This window comes from Ruegeria sp. AL1 (genome assembly GCF_056540905.1).
This window is the reverse complement of record NZ_JBQFXP010000015.1, coordinates 13,289-34,375: the sequence shown is the minus strand read 5'-3', so window position 1 is coordinate 34,375 and position 21,087 is coordinate 13,289. Positions and strand designations below refer to the sequence as shown.

The following is a 21,087-nucleotide window of genomic DNA, read 5'->3' as shown; positions in this document are numbered from 1 at the left end:
AGGGAAGGTGCCCACTGCTGACGCAAGAGCTTTAAACCTTTGCTTGGTCACTTCCATAAACACCGCAGGTGATGTTGGTCGGGGTCACACCGTCAAGCAAGGCAAATTCGTCGCACATGTGCCACTTTGCAAAACTCTGACCCAATCGACTGTTAGTGCCATGAAGTTCAGTCATCCAAGTCATGACCCGCAGTCACGCCGCTGATGAGCTGGTAGGACAGTAAATCGGCGATCATGGCAGGATCGCGGACCAGTGGTGTCAGCTGTGTCCGCAGGGCTTCTTTAGCCGTCCTGGCGCCCCGTTGGATAGCGACGGCCTGTTCCAGCGTCACGAAGGAGAATCGCAGGCATTCGCCCGGGCGTGCCTGTGCAACGCGTGGCAGGTCGGCGGGAAGGACCGATCCGATGCGAGGATACCCGCCTGTCGTCTGACATTCGCTGAGAAGCACAAACGGCGTGCCATCGCCGGTGATCTGTATGTCGCCCGGCACGATCACCTCGGACAAGACACTCAGGCCGGCCTCGCTTTGGAAACCCGCACCATCCGGGATCAGGCGCACACCCATCCGGTTGCCGCGCGCATCGCGTTGAAAGCGTGTCTCGGCAAAACGGGCCAGCTCGTCAGACGGAAACAGCTCTGTTTGAAGGCTGGCGACAATTCGGATGGCCCCGCCGCCAAACCGGTCTTCAATGGGCAGTTTCAGACCTGTCTCTGTTTTCTTGTCCATACCGACCGCAAGGCAAGCGCCCGCTTCGACATGACCCCCGAGGCCGCCTGCAAGATGGGCACTGCATGACCCTAACTGCCGAAGCCCCGAAATCCCCCCGCCCAGATGCAAATACCCGTATGTTCCGGTTTGCGCCGACGTGATCTGCAACCTTGCACTCTTGGGCAACAGATGACTTGCGTTCCAGGCGATGCGCGCGCCATCGATGCTCGCTGCCATCGGGGCGCCGGTCAGCGCAATGCGCATGTCTTCGCTTGCCTCGAACTCTCCGCCCATTCCGACCATTTCCAGTGCGGCTTGATCCGGCGTCTGCCCAAGCAGAGCGGCGCCTTCCGCCAAGGCCAACCGGTCCGCAGCACCGCCGCGCGACAAACCAAAGGCCAGGTACCCGGGTCTGCCAAGATCCTGCACAGTCGCACCGGGGCCTATGCGATGGACGGTCAGGGCGCGCGTCATCGGATGACCTCGTAGACTGCGCCACCATTCTCGTCGTGTCTCAAGTCCTCCAAAGTCTCTGGACTCGTCGGGTCAAACAGAACTTCGTCTCCGGGTCGAAACAGAAATGGTTCATCGGCGTCCGGTCGAAACAGGCGCAACGCGGTTTGGCCGATATGACGCCACCCGGTGGGGGTCGCCACCGGAAACAAGACCAGTTGGCGGATCGCAACGCACAGCCCCCCGGCGGGCACTTGAGCCGTCAACTCGGTTTGTCTTGGGATGTTCCATTCGGGGGCCAATTCACCCAGATACGGCATACCCGGAGCGAAACCGATGGTCTGCGCCCGGACGCGGGTTGTTGAAATCGACGCAATCGCCTCTGCCTCGCTGAGGCCTGCCGCTTGGGCGGCTTCAGCCAGTTGTGGCGCCAGATCGCCGCCATAAGCCGTCGGCACGCGCCACAACCTACGCCCCGTTGGCAGCGCCGCGGCATACCAGTCTTGTTCGGCCAGCAACCCGTCCAACGCCGCGCGCATCGCGCTGTGGTCGCATTCCAGCGGGTCGAACCTGAGATAGGCGGACACCAGCGAGGTCGAGCTTTCTTCGACGCCCGTCCAACTGGCCTTTTCGATGGCAAACCGAAACGCAAGCGCTGCCCGGTTCGCCGGTTCGCTCAAACTGTCGGCAAAGCTGACGACGAACCCGTCATACCCCGCGGTCCGAATCCGGGGCCACTTCGAAGACGCATCTTCAGGCATTCCATTCACTTCCTCAGGCAATGACGGGTAGGATTCGGACGCGGTACTCGAACTCCAGCGCGCGTGCCCTGACCGGGTCGGTAAGGCTCATGCGATAGGAGGTGGCGGGGCGTACCCCACCGATCGCCCCGAGAGTGCCGCAAAACATCGCCTGACCGTCGGACAGCCCGGCCCCCTCCATCAGATCCTGCAAGGGTCGGATCGCGGCCAGTGGACCATGCTGATACAGCACCCATTTACCACCTTCCTCGACCTCGCATTGAAGGATCAACTGGTCGAGATGGGGTTCCACTTCGTCGTACCGCCACAGGTCCCGGCAGACCGGTTTTGCACAGGCCTGTTTGGAGGCTGCGACAGATACGGCCTCAAGCTCTCGGTCCGTATGATCCGAGCCGAGCCCCAGATAAAGCGTGCCGTTCTGCCGGATGAGCAACGGCTCGACCTCTCCCGACGTGGCCGTTCCCAGAACATCGATCTCAGGCGATTGGGTTAGCAACGCAGTTGAGACCCGATAGAACAGCGGTACCTGACTGGGCGGGGCAACACCGATGGCTGCCAGTTCATCAATGTGATGCTGAACCGCTTCGGCGTCCCGCCCGGTCCAACCGGCAACAATCAGGTGATCGATCCGGCCCGCGATCGCTGTCTTACCTGCGAAAAACTGCATGATGTCTCACCCACCCAGAACCGACGGAAGATAAAGTGCGATGTCAGGAAAGGCGATCAACAGACCCGCCATAATCAGCATCGCGACCACATAGGGGATGCTGCCCAGCATCACCTCGCTCATTTTGCCCGACTTGCGGGCGCCCTGAACCACATAGAGGTTGAGGCCCACAGGCGGCGTGATAAGGGCCATTTCAATCAGGACGATCATCAGTATGCCAAACCAGATCGGATCAAAGCCCTGCGCCACCACCAGCGGCACGATGATGGGGATAGTGACCACCATCAGCGACAATGTCTCGATAAAGAACCCCAGCACGATATAGATCAGCACCACAACAAGAATCGTGCCCAGAGGCGACAGACCCAGACCGCCAAGGAAGGCTTCCAGCTCACGCCCCAATCCTGCGGAGGCCAGCGTGAAGTTCAGGAAAGAGGCCGCGATCACGACCAGCATGATCATCGAGGTGATCTTGACCGTACCCAAAATACTCTCGGTGAACATTTTCAGACTGATCCCGCCGAAAAACCCCGCAATCACCACCGCCCCGGCGACGCCGACAGCAGCGGCTTCGGTCGGGGTGGCCCAGCCCTTGTAGATCGTTCCGATGATGATCGTGAACAGCAGGACGATGGGGATCAACTGCAGCAGCGCGCGCAGCATTTCGGCAAAGGGAAACACGCGCCGGGTGCCGCCCAAGCCCGGGCGGATCATGCAAATCAGCATTGTGATGGCCATAAAGCCCAAAGCCAGTGCCAGGCCGGGCACCAGCCCCGCCAGAAACAGGCGCGGAATAGAGGTCTGGGTCAGAAAACCATAGACGATCAAATTGATCGAAGGCGGGATCATGATGCCCAATGTGCCACCTGCCGCGATGGCGCCCGAGAACAGCTTGGGATCATAGCCCAGCTTCTCGGCCTGCGGCATTGCGACCGTCGCGACCGTGGCGGCGGTGGCCACCGAAGACCCCGATGTGGCCGAAAACATCGTGGCCGTGGCGACATTGGCATGGACCAGACCACCCGGCAGCCAACTGACCCACCGATCGAGCGCGGCATAGGTTCGCATAGCAATACCAGAACGCACGAGAATCTCGCCCAGAAGGACGAAGAAAGGAATGGCAATCAGGGTTGCGTTGTTCGATGTCGACCAGACCTGATTTCCCAATCCCCGGATCAGCGGAAACGGGCTGAAAAAGGCGTCGACGCCGAAACCAAGCAGGAACAGCACGATGCCGACCGGAATAGACAGTGACAAAAGCCCCAGAAGCCCGATCGAGATATAGGTGATCACTTCACGGCCTCCTCTTCACCGAAGCAGCCGATTGCGGCCTCGGATTGGTCAAAGCGGCCTTTCGCGACCATGATCAAAGCAACCAACAATGTCAGCCACGACATGATCGCGAACCAGACCCAACCGGCGAACCAAGGGGCCTGCACCAAGGCCAGCGGTGTTTCCAGCGGCGTGTTTGCCCGCGAGGAATTGGCTAAAGAACGGGCAAGAACCGGCCAGCATTTGACAGCGATCAGAGTCACCGTTCCCGCCATCACCGTCATCGCAAAAAGATCGAACAGGGCGCGGGTCCGCGGCCCGGTGCGGGCGCGCAGAAAATCGATCCGCACATGCCCCAGCTCCAACAGCGTGAATGCCATGCCCCAAGAGGTGGCGATGGCCATGACATAGCCGGATATCTCATCCGTTCCGCCAAAAGAGGATCCGATCTGACGCAGCACGATATCCATCAAAACAACACACGCGCATCCCAACAGAACGATCCCGGTCAGAATGGCAACCCACCTGTTCACGCGACGTAGATTATCAAGAACCGTATGCTCCATGCGGGGCCTCTGACCTGTCTGTTGGCTCACAAATAACGGGCTGGATCATCGATGCTCAGATCCAGACGTTGCAAACCCAAGGGCTGGATGGGCGCATGCGCACCCACCCAATACACTTAGTTCGCGATGGTCACACCAACGGTGGAACCGACACTGGCGTTCCAGCGATCTGCCCAGTCGCCACCCGCGCGTTCAGCCCAGTCAGGCAGAACCTCGCCCACCAGTACCTCACGCGCCTTGGAAAAATCGGCATCCGAAACATCGACGAGTGTCATGCCGCGCGCCTCACCCGCAGGGCACTCCCCATTACCGGTGAGACATGCGATATCGTTCACCAACGCGTCCTGCGCACTGGCCCATGCCGGGTCTTCGAATTCAGCCGCGACCTGTTCGGAGATCAAAGCCTGCGTGTCGGCATCAAGGCTGTTCCATTTGTCCAGGTTCATGGCGGTCACAACACTGTCCCAGCCACCCAGAGGGATCGGCATCAGGTGCGTGGACACTTCCCACCAACCTGCGGAATAGCCGGAGCCCGCACCAGTCACCGCGCAATCCACAACACCTTTCTGTAGCGCACCGGGTACTTCGGAGAAGCTGACATTCACACCTTCGGCGCCCAAGGCTTCAAGGAATTTGGCCGTCATTCGGCCCGAGGCGCGCACCTTAAGGCCCTGCAGATCATCCAGCCCCGAGACCTCGGCATTGCAGAAGACCACCTGCGGCGGATAGGGCGCGATGGCCAGAACATGGCTGTTGAAGCGATCCTGATAGATGTCCACCACCATCGGACGGGCGGCATCGACCATGGCGCGCGCATCGTCAGCGTTCAGGGCAAGAAGCGGAACATCCAGCCCCTCAAGCTCTGGCGCGTCGGCAACGGCATAGTCTGCGACGGTCATCGCCACGTCATAGACACCATCACCCAACAGGCGGAATACGTCGCCCACGCCAAGGTTCATCTGGTTATGCGTGGTCAGGTTGACGGTAATGCTGCCGCCAGAAGCTGCTGGCAGCGTCTCGCTCCAGAACGGCGCCTCATATTCCTTGTGCAACGGCAGGCCGGACCAGCTGCCGACCACTGACAAGTCTTCGGCCAGTGCCGGCGCAGCCAGCGCTGTGGTGACGGCAAGGAATGCTGAAATTCGTTTCATCTGTGTCTCCTTGTTGAACATTTTGGTTGTGTCAGTCGAAAGTCAGAACCGGGTTTTCCGCGTCCTCGGCTACATCCGAGATCAGCATGTGCCCGGGTTTGTGTGTGATACAGAGCGGCAGGCGCGCCGCCTCGATCGCGACCTGTGGGGTCACGCCGCAGGCCCAGAACATAGGGATCTGGCCGGGTGCGACCGGGGCCGGGTCACCCCATTCGGGTCTTGAGACGTCTTCGATGCCGATCCCGGTCGGATCGCCCCAATGGATCGGGGCTCCATGGGCCAGCGGGAAGCGTCGGGAAATCCCGACAACCTCATCGATCCGGTCTTCCGGAATTGCCCGCATCGACACCACCATCTTGCCGGAAAACGGCCCTGCGGGCACTGTATCGATATCGGACCGAAACATTGGCACAGTGGTGTTGTTTGCGATATGCCAGACCGGAATCCCGGCCCGTATCAGCGCGTGTTCGAAGGTGAAGGAACAGCCAAGCGCAAAGGCCACAAGGTCGTCGCGCCATATGTCCCGGATATCATGGGCCGAGTTTGCCAGCTTGCCATCACGATAGATATTGTAGGCCGGAACATCCGTGCGGATGTCGATATCCCGGCCCATCGTGAACATCATCGGGTTGCCTGTATCGGACACTCCGGTCAAAGGACACGGTTTGGGGTTGCGCTGACAATAACGCATGAAATCCAGCGCATAGGCTTCGGGCATGATTGCGAGGTTCGCTTGCAGATAGCCCTGCCCAAGCCCCGCAGTATGCGCGCAGTAGTCCCCGGCCCGTATCGCCGTGCGTTGATCGCCCAGCGGGCGCGATTTGAGCAATTCGTAAGACCCGGTCACAGGAACCTCCTCGACTGCCCGGAGGGTCACAATTCGAGACTATAAAATCAAATTGATATTATTTGTCACATGCGATCAAAAATTTTTATCACCATGATATCTGTTCGCCACATCCAGCGCCATCTTCGCTGCAGTGTCTATCATGTGGCTTTTGGGCTCTCCCAGATACGAGGCTGTAAATTGCAGCGGCGAGGGCACCCATCCCGGATCGAACTCGACAATCCGTCCAGCCGCAACATGTTCCGCCCCCAAGGCGCGTGGCAGAACGGCGATGCCCAGATCGGCCTCAACGAGGCGGAAACAGGCTGATAACGAAGTGGATGGGAACAGCGAGACATCCGGCCCGACGCGGCCAAACAGCATCTCTTTCAGTTCGCGATAGGGTCGGGTGTTGCGGGCATAGGTCAAAACCGGCCGGTTCAGATCGTTCACGTCCGGCAGGTCGCCACGCGATGCAGAGGCATACCAGGCCAGATCGAACCCCGGCAGTTCGATATTGTTGACCTTGTGTTCGGAAATCGGCCCCAAAAGGATCGCAAGATCAATGTCCCGGCTCAGAAGACCTTCGCGCAGATGCGCCGAGATATCGACGTTGAACTCAATCTCAAGGCGGGGGTAACAACTGTGCAACCGTGACACGAGATCCGGCAGCCAACATTGGGCAATGGTCTCGGAAACGCCAAGCCTCAATCGCCCCTCGACACCGGCAGGATCGATCACGTCCCGTTCGACAAGTTCGGTCAGGTGTTCAAACTTCTCGGCATGCACCAACAAAAGCTCACCGCGCTTGGTCAAACGCATACCACCCGCTTCGCGCTCGAACAGGTCGCATCCCAGCGTGTCTTCCAGATTTTTGATCCTGGTCGTGGCCGCGGGTTGAGTGATGTTGAGCGCCGCCGCGGCCTTTCGAACGCCGCCGTGCCTGACGACGGTCAGAAACGTTTTCAACTGCTCTAGGTTGATCCTGGTCATTGCTGACTTGCTGCTCGACCATCCTGCCCCGGAAAGGACAACACGGCTTTCTTCGTGAAAATAACCGGACGTATCACCGGCAAATCAGTAAGTCCTGTTTTGACCCGGCTTGGCAAGATTTAAGTCAGATAACAAACCAAACTTAACCCCCGAGCTTCCTGCGAAATTCGCCCGAGGGTCAGGTTGTGCGTGGTTTTGGAAGGTTAAACATCTTGGGCGATCTTGTTGGAAACAGTCAGACTGCCCGGCAATTTTTTGAGTGAGGATCATTTGCGCCACTTAGAAACTCGCAAGTCTCACCACCGCTCAAACGAAAGCCTCGCAGTCCAGCTTTGACCAAGTGAGTCTTTTGATGAAACGATTGGGGTGACGCGACACGATGACATTGTCCGCCTTGCCAAACGCGGAGCATCGACCGAATTCCAGCTTCAGGGGGCCGTTGCAACGAAAGAGCAGCTTGCAGAACATATCCGGTAGCGGCACTATTCGGGTTGCCTTGCGACGTATGCCGGGGGTCGGAGATTGAAGCGACGATCTCGGACATTCCGTCTGCCACCAGCGAAGGAGCGTTGGATGCCAGAACGGGTCTTCCGTCGCTGCGCGAACCGGCCGGGGCGACGGACGATATCATAGTTGCAGAAATCCCGGACGACCAAAGTGCAAAGATGACCCAACTGGGCGGGTCGGGTACTGGTTTGGTTTTCGCCGAGGAAGCAGGGGCAATTTCAGTGTTGGCGGAAATTCTGTTCTGGATCACCAAAAAGCGGAATTATCTCTGATTTTATCGATCTACGAGCGACATTCCTGCAGAGGAAGAAATTGGCCTGCCCGTGCAGCAGATAGATGCCACGATAGAGCAGGTCGTAAACGTCCTAACTCAAACGCCCTGTGACCCAACCCCTGGTCACAAAAACAAGTTCAATTTCAAGCAGCACTGCGGTCCTTCGAGGCATGTCGGCAAATCTCAAGTCATGGAGAAATTCTTAGTGAGTGGGACGTGCCCGGATCAGACTTCCGCCGGCGCCGACGACCATAAAACAACTCATAAACAAGCACTTTTACGCGCGCTGTGCAAAATTTGTCTGCGAACTGGTGTTGAGATTGTTCTTGTTCAATAAATCGTTTGGTTTCAAAGCGGAACACCGCAGATGACCCGCCAAATCAAGCCGTCAGAGCGACTGACCCCAAGAAACAATATTCAGGATAGCCCTGAACGACGCCTCGTTTTTGACGGCTATTTTCTGCCGAACAACCCGCTTAAACAGAACTTCATTGCTTCGACTCGGCCGAGAAGTGCATAATCGGACATTATTTTGATCCATACTGTGGACGGGCCAGAACATGAGCCGCGAGCCATTTCAGTTTGAAGATTTCCCCGTTTCTTTCGCCGAGGCGTCGAAGGCGAACTACTTTCGATGTGTGTGTGAACATGTCGTGGATGGAGACACGATTGATGTCGTCGTTGATTTGGGTTTTCTCACCTACAGCTATGTTCCAATCCGCCTCAAAGGCGTAGATACGCCGGAATTGCGGGGCACCAGTGGAGCCACCCATGAACGGGCTGTTGCAGCCTTCGCGCTGACGCGTGATCGGGCATTGGGGCGTAAAATCCTGTTGCGGACAAGCAAGGGCGCGCGATCATTCGACCGCTTTGTTGGCACTGTGCTTGTTCCATCCGAGCCCGGTGCAGACCCCGCCAATGGCGTCGAAACCGTTTCCGGTACTGCTTGGACATCGCTCACGACGCTTCTGATCGAAAGCGGATTGGGGGACGCAATCAATTAACCAACTCAGCCATGACAGGAGGACATAATGGCCGACACGACGTGGCATGACACCCAAGCGCTTAACGGTATCGGCCCGGTAATGGCCGAAGAACTCGCTGGTGTTGGCATTCACCACACGGAGCAGCTCTTGGGCCATCCCGATATCGTCCTTGCGCAAAGCCTGGCCGATCTGAGCGGGCTCACGATCGAAAACCTGATGGCAGAATTCATCCCGCAAGCGCGGCTTTTGCGGTTGGACGGGTTGAGCATTGCACAAGCGCTGGAACTTGCCGAACGGGGACACGATTATGGCACACTGATGCTGTCAGACAGCGAAGACCTCATGTCCATGCTTGACGGAGCAGGGCATCCGATTGTGTTGCAAGACTTGCTGCAAGCTCAACTCGGTGCAGCACAGCGCTATCAGAAAGGCACAATTCTGGTGCGTGTTGTTGACCCGGACTTACTTCCCGTCGCCGATGCCGAGGTTTTCGTCATCGACCCGCCCGCGAGCGGTACAGCAGTCGCCTGGACCTATCATACCAATGAACACGGCTATGCCCTGATTGAAATGGTCGCGGCTGGACAAAGCGCGATCCTCGCTTTTGCCGATGATCGTGCCGCCTATCTGCCGATGGCGCTGACGGCGCAAGCACGGTCATTGATGCTGGTACTCGACCGCGATGCACCGGATGGTATCACGCATGATGAGGCGATCGACGGCCCCGTCGCGATGGCTGTACCCGCCAGCCGCCCGCACTTCGATCTTGCTGATCTGGCCGATGGCACGCTGTTGGAATTTTCGGGGATCCACGACAGCAACGGCGTTCTTACGGTATTCTTGCGCAAACGGTTCAAACTAACGTGGCGGATCGAAATCACCACGGTGTCGCAAGACGACCTGCCCGGCGAAACCAACCCCGGCGCACTTCTGCTCTGGTCAGGCGGCGCGCTTGTGGACACCGGCCTTACCAGCCTTGAAGCCCGCGTTACCCTGATGCAGGGCGAGCCCCTGCAAATCTGATCCTGGAGACCCGCCATGCCCCCGCCACCTCCCCCAAACAACTCATCAGTCACGGTCTACCAGTGGACCTTTGGACCACTTGGGTCGCCCTGTGGCGCATGTATGCAATTAGGGTCAGTGCCATCGCTCGTGCGTCGCTCCAGCCCGCATGCCTTCTGCGTATGTCTGGGCGACATTCCGACACCTTGGCCCTGTACATTTCAGGGTCGTTCGAACGTCGAATCCGAGACCGAAACGTTCGAAGTCCCGGGACCCGTCATACCTGCCGGGGGCAGCCGGAAATGGACAACCTCAGCCTCAGCGACGGGCAGTGTCTCAGTCACCGGCGAAGGTAACGGAACCGCGGCGACCGTGTCAGGCAGCACGACGGCAGGAGAATCGACAGAATGGAACCTCAGCAATCCAAATGATGATATGGCAATTCAGTTGTTCGAGCTCTGGAACAACATCAACGAAAGCTGGGTCGATACAGTGGAATGCAGCGTCTTGGGTCTGTCCGTGACCCATAACATTCCACGTAGCGAAGCGCGTCAGGAATTCGCCGGTTTTATCTCACGACCTTTCGTGCCTTGACGCAGGAGCAATGGATCCGAACCGCTCAAAGCTGTTCCAAAAGGCGGATCGGCCCCACAACCGACCTCTGAGCCAGAGCAGCATTTGGGCAGTTGGCTCACCTTTGTGCCATTGAGGACGACAATCGTCGGCTTTCGGGACAAGGCTTTGACCCTGCGGGTGCCCTTTATGCCATCGATCGTCGGCGCCGCTGAAGCAAATGCCCCGTACTCCGATATTGGCCGGATGCGTGCCGCGATGAAGCGACGGTCATACCTCATGGTTTTGTTCGGAAATCCCCGTGTTACCATCCGAAATCGAATTGAAAAGCCAAACCCATAGAGCACGTCATTGACAGCTGTTTGCCAATTCTCAAGCTTGGGGCTTTTGAACTTGCTATTCTGGTCCAGTCTCGGATTCCCGAGGATGTGGCCGTTGCCGGGTTCAACGGAACCTCGCGGGATCACGCGGTCAGGACAAGCCTGACCACGCAGGATGTGGATCGACGTGAAATCGGACGCTGTGCCGCGAAGCTGATTGTGGATCGGGAGGCGCTGCAAAACCCTGTTGATCTGGTGCCCGACAAGCTGGTCGTGGGAATGACCACTTAAGGCATTTGCACGCCGGACCTGTTCAGGGTGATGGCATAAAGGCTGGTCGAGGCGGTGATGAACATCTGATGTTTGGCGCGGCCTCCGAAACAGATGTTGGACACGGTTTCAGGGATCAGAATCTTGCCCAGCAACCTGCCGTCGGGCGAGATACAATGCACCCCGTCACCAGCCGAACTCCAGATATTTCCGTCGGAATCCAATCGGAACCCATCTGCCGCGCCAGCGTCCACAGTGAAGAAATGTGCCCCGTTCGTGGGCGCGCCGCCCGACATATCATAGCGCCGGATACAGCGCTGCGCGTCGGCATCGTACATCTTGCCGGTGTCGGCCACGTATAGCGTGTCTTCGTTCGGGCCGAAGGCCAGACCGTTCGGGCAGTCCATATCGGTGACCATGGCTGCGATCTCACGCGTAGCCGGATCGACGCGGTAGACATTGCAGGGCAATTCCTGCTCGGACGCAAACCCCTCGTAGTTGGTCATGATCCCGTAATGCGGATCGCTGAACCAGATCGAGCCGTCCGAGTGGACGATAACATCGTTGGGCGAGTTCAGCCTTTTCCCCTCAAAACTGTCGGCGATCACCGTGACCGAGCCGTCAAGCTCGGTCCGCGTTACCCGCCGTGTGCCGTGTTCGCAGGATACCAACCGGCCTTGCCCGTCGCGGGTATGCCCATTGGCATAGTTTGATGGCTGCCGATATGTGGTGATGCCGCTGCCCGGCGTCCAGCGCAAGATGCGATTGTTCGGAATGTCCGAGAACAGCAAACAGCCCGCATCGCCGAACCAGACCGGCCCCTCGACCCAGTCAAACCCGGTGGCAAGCTGTTTGACCGGCGCGTTGCCCAGAACATACGTCTCAAATACCGGGTCGTGGGCTTCAAAAAAGGACATTACTCGGGTTTCCTATCCAAATGTGATTTGCGCCTTCATAGCCTGCGTCCGATCCCCCGCCAGGTCAAAACCTGCCTGTGCCTGATCCAGAGGGACCGTATGCGAAATCAGCGGTTTCACATCCAGGCTGCCGTTTTGCATCAGGGCAATTGCGGTGGCGAATTCTTCGTGAAAGCGGAACGATCCGCGCAGGTCCAGCTCCTTGGCAGTCAGCATCTGCATCGGGATCGTCATGTCTCCGCCCAGTCCCAGTTGCAGAACGATCCCGCGCGGCCGCAGCGCCGCGATGCCAGCGGCCAGCGCCTGCGGGCTGCCCGAACATTCATATAGGATGTCGAACGTGCCTTTGCCCGCCTGATAAGCGTTCAGCGCGTCGGTATCCCGGGCCACGTTGATCACGCGGTCCGCGCCCACCCGGGAGGCAAAGCCAAGCGCGTTGTCCTCAAGATCGGTCACGACGATTTCGGTCGCTCCCGCCGCCCGCGCGGCCAGCACCGCCAGAGTGCCGATGGGGCCGCTGCCGGTGATCAGGACCCGCTTGCCGAGGATTTCGCCCGCGCGTCGGGTGCCGTGCAGCACGACCGACAATGGCTCGGCCATTGCGGCCTCGCCCGCGGTTAGGCCTGTTGCGCGCACGCATTGGCTGGCATCGGCCACCAGTACCTCGCGAAAGGCACCTTGAATATGCGGGAAGGGCATGGCCGAACCATAGAAGCGCATGTTTTCGCAATGGTTGCGCAGGCCTTCGGCGCAATATTGGCACGCACCACATGGGCGGGACGGGGACACCGCGACCAGATCGCCCACAGCCAGCCCGTCAACACCGTCGCCGAGGGCGTCAATATGGCCTGACACCTCATGGCCCAGGATCATGGGCTCGCGCAGGCGCACCGTGCCAAAGCCACCATGGTTATAGTAATGCAGATCCGACCCGCAGATGCCGCCAGCGGCCATTTTGATGCGGACCTGACCGGGTCCGGGCTCGGGCGTTTCGCGGGTTTCAATACGCAGGTCGCGGGCGGAGTGGATGACGATGGCGCGCATGGCTTACAGGCTCGCCGTGATGCCGCCGTCCACGAACAGCGTATGCCCGTTGACAAAGCTGGATGCCGGGGAAGACAGGAACACGCAGGCACCCACCAGTTCCTCGACTTTGCCCCAGCGGCCTGCCGGAGTGCGTTTTTCCAACCAGGCTGAAAATTCGGGGTCATTGACCAGCGCTTCGTTCAGGGGCGTGTCGAAATAGCCCGGCGCGATGGCGTTGCATTGAAGCCCGTGCTTGGCCCAGTCGGTGGCCATGCCCTTGGTCAGATTGCCCACCGCCCCTTTGGTTGCGGTGTAAGGCGCGATGCCGGGGCGGGCCAGCGCCGTTTGCACGCTGGCGATGTTGATGATCTTGCCCGCGCCGCGCCCGATCATATGCCGCGCACAGGCCTGCCCTACGTTGAACACCGTCGTGATATTGGTTTCCAGCAGCTTGCCGAACATCTCGGCCGGGTAGTTTTCCAGCTCAGTCCGGAACTGCATCCCGGCATTGTTGACCAGAATGTCGATCTGGCCCGAGGCTTCGTACCCGTCCACCGCAGCCATAACCGCAGCATGATCGGTGGCGTCGAAGGGCAGCGCCGTGACGCTGTGGCCTTCGCTGGACAGCTTGGCCACGGCGGCATCCAGTTTGGTCGTGTCGCGGCCATTGAGAACAACTGAGGCCCCGGCCTCGGCCAATCCCCGCGCCAGCGCGAATCCGATCCCTTGCGAGGATCCGGTGATGAGGGCGGTTTTTCCGGTCAGGTCAAATAGGGTCATGGCTTAGATCTCGACATAAACATCGTCGCCTTCAACAGCGACAGGATAGGTTTTCAGCGCCACACAGACCGGAGGCACGGTGGGATCGCCTGTGCGGTAATCGAAGGCCCCGAAATGCAGCGGGCATTCGATGTCGAACTCGTCCACCAACCCGTCGGACAGGTGCTGCTTTTCGTGGGTGCAATAACCGTCAGCCGCGTGGAAGTTCCCGTCCGGGCCGTGGATGATGATCAGGCTTTTGTCGCCATGGTCAAAGCGCATGACGTCTTCTTCTTCGATGTCGCCTGTTGAACAGACGCGGATTTTCTCGGCCATATCAGTCCTCAGATTCTGTCAATTTCGGTCATCAGCTTTTCGTATTCACCCGGTGCCATATGCGGCGTGATGCTGTCCGGCGGAAAGCTGCCATTGGCGGCCGCATCGCGAAAGGCGCTGACGGCGGCGACGCGGGCGGCGTATAGTTCACGGTGCAGACGGGCCAGATCGCCAAAGGCCTGCACATGACGCGGCGGGTTCTCGGTTTCGCCGGTCAGGTCGTTCTGGAACAGGAAATTCACATCCCCTCCGCCACCCGAACCAAGCGAGACGCAGATCAGTGCAGTGCGGCGGGCAATCTCGGTCATGGTCTCGCCGCAGATCACCTCGGATTCGACGGCAAAAGCCCCGGCGTTTTCAAGCCGCTTGAAATCGCGCAGAAGCTCCAGCGCCTCATCGGCGGTCTTGCCCATCGCCCGCATGCCGCCCGTCGCAACCGATTTGCGCGGCACAAGGCCCAGATGGCCCATGACCGGGATGCCTTCTTTGCTGAGCGTCTCGACCACGTCAAAGCTGCGCGGGGTGATCACCGCATCGGCCCCCAGATGCAGCGCATCCAGTGCGGCGCTCAGGATGTCATCAGTGGTCTTGACCTCGGTCAGTTTGATCGCTGCTGTGCAGAAGCTGGTTTTGTTGTTCTGGCGGACATGGTCCATGCTGGCGGCGTCCGACACGATCATGTCGATCCCGGCCTCTTCGGCGGCGCGCAGTTCGTCCGGAGTGTTGGCGGTGACCTGAGTCAGCTTGCGCCCCTCGGCCTTGGCCTGACGCATGCAGGGGATCGTCACCCTGCGCTGCGCGGGCTGGGCAGCAAAAGTGTAGATGGATTTCACGCGCCTAACCCCGCCCGATAAAGGGCATGGCGGTGGCCATGACGGTCATGAACTGAACATTCGCCTCAAGCGGCAGGTTGGCCATGTGCAGCACTGACAGGGCCACGTTCTCGACGCTCATCACCGGTTCGGGCTTCAGCGACCCGTCCGCCTGCGGCACACCGCCGGACATTTTCGAGGTCATCTCGGACGCCGTATTGCCAATGTCGATCTGCCCGCAGGCGATGTTGAACGGTCGCCCGTCCAGCGAGATCGACCGGGTCATGCCCGTGATCGCGTGTTTGGAACTGGTATAGGGCGCCGAGCCCGGGCGCGGCACCGCCGCCGAGATCGATCCGTTGTTGATGATCCGACCGCCTTGCGGGTCCTGATCCCGCATCACGTTGAACGCCCCACGCGCGCAGAGAAACGCACCGTAAAGGTTCACGTTCATCACGGTCATGAAATCCTCGGGCGGGATATCCCCGATTGGTGCTGCGGGCACGTTGTTGCCCGCATTGTTGAACAGCACATCCAGCCGCCCATGCGTCTGTTTGATCGCATCATACAGGGCATCGACCTGCGCTGGGTCCGTCACATCGCAGGCGATGGCCTGACCCCCACCCATGGCGGCAACGGTCTCGTCCAGGGGCTCCTGCCGTCGTCCGGTGACCGCAACCGTGTACCCGTTCTGGGCCAGTTTCACCGCGCAGGCCCGACCAATGCCCGAGCCGCCGCCTGTCACCAAAGCAATCTTGCTCATGTTTCGTTTCCTCCCTTGGGTGCCAGCCGCGCGGGCAGGCGGTTATTGTCTTCATACAGCGCAAGATGGCCGCGTATGGCGTCCAGACAGGCGGGCAGGTCGCGGGCAATAGCAGCGTCATAAATCGCCCGATGCTCGGCCCGCGTCACCGGCGAGAATCCAAACCCGTCAATCTGGGACACTGCGTACATCCGGAACGTGTCATAGACGGATTTGTAGGTTCGCATCAGCAGGTCCGAATCGCATGCCCCCAGCAACGTGCTGTGAAACAACCAGTCCTGCCGTGACCAGCGCCTGAGAAAAGGTGTGATATCTTCGGCCTGCTCCATACGCGCTTCGATATAGTCAAGGTTGTGATGGGCGGCGTTCAATGCCATCTCCCATTCAAAATCACCCTGTTTCAGAGCCAGTGCGGCCGCCTCGCCTTCCAGCAACTGTCGCAGATGCGCCGCTTGCCGGAATGTCTCTTCCGAGTGTTGTACGGCGCGAAACCCGTGGTTCTTTTCGTTTTCAACAAAGCCCTCTCCGGCCAGCCGCAACAATGCCTCGCGCAGGGCGGCGGTGGTGCAGCCGAACTCGACCTTCAGGTGTTGGGGTTTAAGCCGTTCGCCGGATTTCCAGCGCCCCCAGATCAGCCCGTCGCGCAGGCTGTCGTAGATATCTGGCGGCGGTTTCGGGGCAGAGGAGGCATCCATTCCAACAGGCGTAAGGACAGGTCGGCGGCAGGTCAAGGAAATTTTGGTAGACGCTCGCAATTTCGTCAAACCTAAAAAGTTTCGAAACTTTTGTTGACGGAACGGTGGAGCCTGTCTATCCGATTAAGTGGTCGGAAACGCACTTTGGCACGGATTCGGCCAAGGAAAGGGCATGTCATGGCGAAGAAACCCAAGATCACGATTGACGAACATGGCCAGGAGCGAAACCGCCGCGGTGAGTGGTGGTCGGGCCGCCCGGTCTATCTTGAGCCACTTTTTGACGATCCGCTGAACTTCCCGAAAATATTCAAATGGCTGACGGGTTTCCCGGGATTCTTCCTGCCGTGGTTTGCCATCTATATGGTGCTGATCGGGGTCAGCTATGTCTGGTTCACGCCCGAGTTGACGCGCATGGAAACGTTCCAACTTGGTTGGATGGCCGAGATCCTTCTGCGCAATCTGGTCCTGATCTGGGTCTGGACCGGGATATTCCACCTGTGGTTCTGCGGTTATAAGATGCAGGGGCGGCTCAAGAAGTACAACGCCAATATGCAGGCCAAGAACAACCCCACTTTCCTGTTCGGCGATCAGGTTTGGGATAACATCTTCTGGGCGCAGGTCGGCACGCTGATCTGGACGGGATATGAGTGTTTCCTGTGGTGGGGCTATGCAAATGGCTGGATGCCCTATCTTGACCCGGCGGAGCATCCGATCCTGTTCTGCCTGCTGATGATGGCGATTCCGTTCTGGCGCAACTTTCACTTCTACTGGATTCACCGCCTGATCCACTGGAAACCGCTGTATGACTGGGTGCATTACCTTCATCACAAGAACGTAAATGTCGGCCCATGGTCCGGGATGGCAATGCACCCGGTCGAGCATCTGATCTATTTCTCGTGTATGCTGATCCACGTGATCGTGCCCAGCCATCCGCTGCATATGATGTTCAACGGGTTCCAGACCGCGCTTGGCCCCGCCGTCAGCCATTCGGGATTTGATGAAATCGTGTTTGGCGATGAGCTGGCGCTGCGCAATGACCGCTATATGCACTATCTGCATCATCGCTATCACAATGTGAATTTCGGAGAGAGCAACGTGCCCCTCGACAAGTGGTTCGGCAGCCTGCACGACGGCACGCCCGAGGCCGATGAACATTTCCGCAAACTGCATACCGAGCGTACTAAAGCCATGCGCAGTACCCAGGCATGAGCGGTATCGTAATCGTCGGCGCAGGCCATGCGGGTCTGCGCGCGGCGACCTCGGCCCGCAAGTCGGAGTTCGAGGGTCCGATAACGCTGATCGACCGGGATGCGGTCTGGCCACCGCATGAACGCCCCCCCTTTTCAAAGTGGCGAGAGGATGGGGTGGAAGCGCGCCCTATTGTACCCGCTGAACATGTCGATGCGGCGGGGGTGACGTTCCGGCATGATTTGGTCACGGCGATTGATCCCGACGCCCGGATTCTGACGCTGTCCGGCGGCGCATCCCTTGGGTTTGACAAACTGCTGTTGGCCACCGGCGCAGCGGCGCGCGCCTTTCCGGATGCCATGACCCTGCGTACCAAAGCCGATGAGGATGCGATCCGCGAAAGGGCGACGGGTGCCGAAACCGCCATCATCATCGGGGCCGGATTCATCGGCTTGGAACTGGCATCCAGCCTGCGTGCAATGGGTGTTGCTGTGCGTGTGGTCGAGCAGGCAGACCGTATTCTGGCACGTGGCGCGACTCCGGCGGTCGCCGCTATTGTGCAAGACCGCCACGTCGCGGAAGGCGTCGTGTTCAGTCTGAACCATAGAACAACGCCCGAGGAACTGGCGCAGGCCGATCTTGTCATTGCCGGTATCGGCTCGACCCCGATGGTCGAATTGGCCGAGCAGGCCGGGCTATCGGTTGAGAACGGGGTATTGGTGGACCGCCATTTGCACACCTCGCACCCAAATATCTTCGCCGCCGGCGATTGCTGTGCGGCGCCGGTCACGGGAGACCAGCCAACCCGGCTGGAGGCCTGGACTGCCGCTGGCCAGCAAGGCGAAATCGCAGGTCATAACATGGCCTGCCCCGATGACCTGCGATCCTGTGAATTGACGCCCTGGGTCTGGTCGGATCAGTATGACTATGTGCTGCAAAGCGCTGGACTGCAAAGCGCGGATCACCAGATCATCGACCGCGCGTATGGGCCTGACCACCATATTTCCTTCGGCCTGTCAGACTGCAAACTGGCGTTTGCCGTAGGCATCGCGAAAGGCGTCAAGATTGCAAAAGATATGCGTCTTGCGATGAAGCTGATAGAAAGCGCGCGTTTGGTGGACAGCGCGGCCCTTGCCGATCCTGCCATTTCACTCAAAAGCCTGCTTAAGGGATAGGAAAAAATGACCAAGCCAGATATCCTCGTTGTAGGGTCTTATGCTGACTACGATCAGGTCCCGATGGACGAAGCCTTTACTGTCTGGCCGATGGAGGAAGGCGGCACGCCAGACCATCTGCCAGCCGAGGCGCTGACCGCGATCCGCGCCATCGCCTTTCGCGGCCACTCGTTCCTGAGCGGTGAGGTCATGGACCGGTTTCCCAATCTGGGGATGATTGCCAATCTGGGTGTTGGCTACGACACAATCGACGTAGCCCACGCGGTGAAACGCGGCATTCTGGTGTCCAACACTCCGGATGTCCTGACCGAGGATGTTGCCGATCTGGGCATTGGCATGATGATCGCGTGGTCGCGCGGCATTCCGGGTGCGCAGGCTTGGATACGATCCGGCGAGTGGGCGCAGCACGGCGAATACCGGCTGCAGCGCAAAGTGTCGGGCAAACGGGCGGGGATCGTCGGGCTGGGCCGCATCGGTCGTGCGCTGGCTGAACGGCTGGTGCCCTTCAATATCGACATCAGCTATTTTGCGCGGACCGAAAAGGACACGCCGGGTTGGACCTATTTCGACGACATCCCAACCATGGCCGCGCAGGTCGATGTGTTATTCGTCTGCGTGTCCGGCGGCCCGGAAACGGCGGGTCTTGTGGGGGCTGACGCCCTTGCGGCACTGGGGCAAATGGGGCTGCTGGTGAACATCTCACGCGGGACGACCGTTGACGAGGGCGCACTGCTCGAAGCGCTGGAGAACGGCCAGATCGCCGGAGCTGCGCTGGATGTATTCCTGAACGAACCCAATATCGATCCACGATTCCTGCAACTGGACAACGTGTTGCTGCAACCGCACCAATCCTCGGGCACGATTGAGACGCGCACCGCGATGGGGGCCCTGCAACGCGAAAATCTTGCGGCTTTCTTTGGCGGTCGTCCGCTGGTGACACCCGTGCCCGAGTGCGCCTAGATTGTGCTGCCCGGAACGAAGCGGAAACTGACCGGTGTGACATCCTTGACCGGTCGGTTGTTGATCGCGGCCAGAATGGAATCGGCGGCTTGCTGACCCAGTTTCAGATGCGCCACATGCATCGTCGTCAGCCGCTGCGGCAGGATTGAGGCGATGGGCAGGTCTCCCCAACCTGCAATTCCGATATCGTCCGGCACGCTGAGGCCACGGGATTGGGCAAACATCAGCCCCCCGGCGGCCATGTTGTCATTCTGGTAGTAAATGGCATCCAGATCAGGTGTGCGGCTCAGCATCTGCTCCGTCGCATAATACCCGGCATAAAATCCGGGCGTATCTTTCAGAACATAGCTGTCGGCGATTGAGCCGTCGCCATCCAATACAGCCGATTTCCACCCTGTAAATCGGCTCTCGGCGGAATGGGCGGTGTCATGATGAGTGCCGATATAGCCCATCCTGCGGTGGCCGCGTTCGACCATATACCGCCCCATCGCATAGCCGCTGTCATAGTGGTTCAGCCCGACGCTCAGATCGACGGGTGAGGTGTTGAGATCCCACAGTTCGACCACCGGAACACCCGCCCCGCGCAGCAGTTTTCGGGTGCGTTCAGAATGATTGCGACCCGTGACGATCAACCCCGCCGGGCGCCATTCCAGAACCGTTTCGATCCAGCTTTCGACTGATTCCATATCGTATTGCGACACACACAGAACCGCCTGATATCCCGAGGCGTTCAACCGCCGCTCGATCCCTTCCAGAACCTGTGCAAAGACCTCATTGCCCAGATCGGGAATGGACACACCGACGAAGGTTGAAGTGCTTTCGGACGAGAACGCCACCGCCATCCGGTCGTGGACATAGCCCAGCCTCCGGACCTCGGCCATGACGCGATCCCGGGTGTCCTCGGAAAACCCCTTGCCTTTGTTCAGCACCCGCGAGGCAGTCATTTTCGACACGCCTGCGGCCTCGGCAACCTCGGCTAGTTTTATTCTTGTTCGTTTTCTTGGGCTCATTCCGGCTCCGAGAGTTACCCGTAACTTTTTTGTTGACTCATCGCTGATCTGAACGCAGCGTAAGGGAGAGATACCGGTAACTCAACAAAAATGTCGGTACGCTTCAGGGAGGAAC

25 protein-coding genes are annotated in these 21,087 nt (G+C 59.2%); 8 read left to right on the top strand and 17 right to left on the bottom strand.

The annotated features are described in order from the left end of the window. Positions 1–31: 31 nt before the first annotated feature. From ACRZ9X_RS20480 to ACRZ9X_RS20440, 9 genes are all read right to left on the bottom strand, one after another. On the bottom strand, positions 32–175 hold the full coding sequence (locus ACRZ9X_RS20480) for a LamB/YcsF family protein (RefSeq protein ID WP_480521929.1): 144 nt from the start codon (positions 173–175) through the stop codon (positions 32–34). Next, complete coding sequence (locus ACRZ9X_RS20475; protein ID WP_480521928.1) at positions 168–1,184, bottom strand: 5-oxoprolinase subunit C family protein; 1,017 nt, start codon at positions 1,182–1,184, stop codon at positions 168–170. Before ACRZ9X_RS20475 ends, ACRZ9X_RS20480 begins: the two co-directional genes overlap by 8 nt. After that, positions 1,181–1,924, bottom strand: a complete 744-nt coding sequence (locus tag ACRZ9X_RS20470) for a 5-oxoprolinase subunit B family protein (protein ID WP_480521927.1) — start codon at positions 1,922–1,924, stop codon at positions 1,181–1,183. The genes ACRZ9X_RS20475 and ACRZ9X_RS20470 overlap by 4 nt, the downstream gene beginning before the upstream one ends. Before the next feature lie 13 nt (positions 1,925–1,937). After that, a complete protein-coding gene (locus ACRZ9X_RS20465) occupies positions 1,938–2,591 on the bottom strand; it encodes a DUF2848 domain-containing protein (RefSeq protein WP_480521926.1) in 654 nt (217 codons plus the stop codon). 6 nt (positions 2,592–2,597) lie between these two features. Then, positions 2,598–3,884 carry a TRAP transporter large permease gene (locus tag ACRZ9X_RS20460; RefSeq protein ID WP_480521925.1) on the bottom strand — a complete coding sequence of 429 codons (1,287 nt, stop codon included), beginning with the start codon at positions 3,882–3,884 and terminating at the stop codon, positions 2,598–2,600. After that, positions 3,881–4,429 carry a TRAP transporter small permease subunit gene (locus ACRZ9X_RS20455; RefSeq protein ID WP_480521924.1) on the bottom strand — a complete coding sequence of 183 codons (549 nt, stop codon included), beginning with the start codon at positions 4,427–4,429 and terminating at the stop codon, positions 3,881–3,883. Before ACRZ9X_RS20455 ends, ACRZ9X_RS20460 begins: the two co-directional genes overlap by 4 nt. 116 nt (positions 4,430–4,545) lie before the next feature. Then, a complete protein-coding gene (locus ACRZ9X_RS20450; RefSeq protein WP_480521923.1) occupies positions 4,546–5,580 on the bottom strand; it encodes a TRAP transporter substrate-binding protein in 1,035 nt (344 codons plus the stop codon). A 31-nt stretch (positions 5,581–5,611) separates the two neighbouring features. Continuing rightward, positions 5,612–6,427 (bottom strand): putative hydro-lyase, encoded by an 816-nt coding sequence (locus ACRZ9X_RS20445; RefSeq protein WP_480521922.1) that lies wholly within the window; start codon positions 6,425–6,427, stop codon positions 5,612–5,614. A gap of 75 nt (positions 6,428–6,502) precedes the next feature. Continuing rightward, positions 6,503–7,399, bottom strand: a complete 897-nt coding sequence (locus ACRZ9X_RS20440; RefSeq protein WP_480521921.1) for a LysR family transcriptional regulator — start codon at positions 7,397–7,399, stop codon at positions 6,503–6,505. A gap of 569 nt (positions 7,400–7,968) precedes the next feature. Between ACRZ9X_RS20440 and ACRZ9X_RS20435 the strand changes: the two genes are divergently transcribed. The 5 genes from ACRZ9X_RS20435 (at position 7,969) to ACRZ9X_RS20415 (ending at position 11,352) form a co-directional block, all read left to right on the top strand. After that, positions 7,969–8,178: a hypothetical protein gene (locus ACRZ9X_RS20435; protein ID WP_480521920.1), complete on the top strand. Its 210-nt coding sequence runs from the start codon at positions 7,969–7,971 to the stop codon at positions 8,176–8,178. A gap of 562 nt (positions 8,179–8,740) precedes the next feature. Beyond that, positions 8,741–9,184, top strand: a complete 444-nt coding sequence (locus ACRZ9X_RS20430; protein WP_480521919.1) for a thermonuclease family protein — start codon at positions 8,741–8,743, stop codon at positions 9,182–9,184. A gap of 27 nt (positions 9,185–9,211) precedes the next feature. Then, the gene (locus ACRZ9X_RS20425; protein WP_480521918.1) at positions 9,212–10,189 is read left to right on the top strand and encodes a hypothetical protein; all 978 of its coding nucleotides are present in this window, start codon (positions 9,212–9,214) and stop codon (positions 10,187–10,189) included. A 102-nt stretch (positions 10,190–10,291) separates the two neighbouring features. Next, positions 10,292–10,762: a hypothetical protein gene (locus ACRZ9X_RS20420; RefSeq protein WP_480521917.1), complete on the top strand. Its 471-nt coding sequence runs from the start codon at positions 10,292–10,294 to the stop codon at positions 10,760–10,762. Positions 10,763–11,103: 341 nt separating this feature from the next. After that, a complete protein-coding gene (locus ACRZ9X_RS20415; protein WP_480521916.1) occupies positions 11,104–11,352 on the top strand; it encodes a substrate-binding domain-containing protein in 249 nt (82 codons plus the stop codon). Here ACRZ9X_RS20415 and ACRZ9X_RS20410 read toward each other — a convergent pair. Genes ACRZ9X_RS20410 through ACRZ9X_RS20380 form a run of 7 tightly spaced genes read right to left on the bottom strand, consistent with a single transcriptional unit; the run spans position 11,349 to position 16,639 of the window. Beyond that, positions 11,349–12,248, bottom strand: a complete 900-nt coding sequence (locus ACRZ9X_RS20410; protein ID WP_480521915.1) for an SMP-30/gluconolactonase/LRE family protein — start codon at positions 12,246–12,248, stop codon at positions 11,349–11,351. The two genes, ACRZ9X_RS20415 and ACRZ9X_RS20410, sit on opposite strands and share 4 nt — an antisense overlap. A 12-nt stretch (positions 12,249–12,260) precedes the next feature. Continuing rightward, positions 12,261–13,292, bottom strand: a complete 1,032-nt coding sequence (locus tag ACRZ9X_RS20405; protein WP_480521914.1) for an L-idonate 5-dehydrogenase — start codon at positions 13,290–13,292, stop codon at positions 12,261–12,263. 3 nt (positions 13,293–13,295) lie between these two features. Then, positions 13,296–14,054: an SDR family oxidoreductase gene (locus ACRZ9X_RS20400; RefSeq protein ID WP_480521913.1), complete on the bottom strand. Its 759-nt coding sequence runs from the start codon at positions 14,052–14,054 to the stop codon at positions 13,296–13,298. Positions 14,055–14,057: 3 nt separating this feature from the next. Beyond that, a complete protein-coding gene (locus ACRZ9X_RS20395; RefSeq protein ID WP_480521912.1) occupies positions 14,058–14,369 on the bottom strand; it encodes a Rieske 2Fe-2S domain-containing protein in 312 nt (103 codons plus the stop codon). Between the two features lie 8 nt (positions 14,370–14,377). Then, a complete protein-coding gene (locus ACRZ9X_RS20390; RefSeq protein WP_480521911.1) occupies positions 14,378–15,202 on the bottom strand; it encodes a 3-methyl-2-oxobutanoate hydroxymethyltransferase in 825 nt (274 codons plus the stop codon). A 4-nt stretch (positions 15,203–15,206) separates the two neighbouring features. Beyond that, positions 15,207–15,944, bottom strand: coding sequence for an SDR family oxidoreductase (locus ACRZ9X_RS20385; protein WP_480521910.1), 738 nt, complete (start codon positions 15,942–15,944; stop codon positions 15,207–15,209). Then, positions 15,941–16,639: a GntR family transcriptional regulator gene (locus ACRZ9X_RS20380; protein ID WP_480521909.1), complete on the bottom strand. Its 699-nt coding sequence runs from the start codon at positions 16,637–16,639 to the stop codon at positions 15,941–15,943. The genes ACRZ9X_RS20385 and ACRZ9X_RS20380 overlap by 4 nt, the downstream gene beginning before the upstream one ends. Before the next feature lie 177 nt (positions 16,640–16,816). Between ACRZ9X_RS20380 and ACRZ9X_RS20375 the strand changes: the two genes are divergently transcribed. From ACRZ9X_RS20375 to ACRZ9X_RS20365, 3 genes are read left to right on the top strand one after another with little or no spacing between them, the layout of a single operon-like run. Then, entirely contained in the window at positions 16,817–17,848 is a 1,032-nt protein-coding gene (locus ACRZ9X_RS20375; RefSeq protein ID WP_480521908.1) for a sterol desaturase family protein, read from the top strand. Next, on the top strand, positions 17,845–19,002 hold the full coding sequence (locus tag ACRZ9X_RS20370; protein WP_480521907.1) for an NAD(P)/FAD-dependent oxidoreductase: 1,158 nt from the start codon (positions 17,845–17,847) through the stop codon (positions 19,000–19,002). The genes ACRZ9X_RS20375 and ACRZ9X_RS20370 overlap by 4 nt, the downstream gene beginning before the upstream one ends. A gap of 6 nt (positions 19,003–19,008) precedes the next feature. Continuing rightward, entirely contained in the window at positions 19,009–19,962 is a 954-nt protein-coding gene (locus ACRZ9X_RS20365; RefSeq protein ID WP_480521906.1) for a 2-hydroxyacid dehydrogenase, read from the top strand. Here ACRZ9X_RS20365 and ACRZ9X_RS20360 read toward each other — a convergent pair. Further along, positions 19,959–20,972 (bottom strand): LacI family DNA-binding transcriptional regulator, encoded by a 1,014-nt coding sequence (locus ACRZ9X_RS20360; RefSeq protein WP_480521905.1) that lies wholly within the window; start codon positions 20,970–20,972, stop codon positions 19,959–19,961. The genes ACRZ9X_RS20365 and ACRZ9X_RS20360 overlap by 4 nt on opposite strands. Positions 20,973–21,087 lie beyond the last annotated feature (115 nt).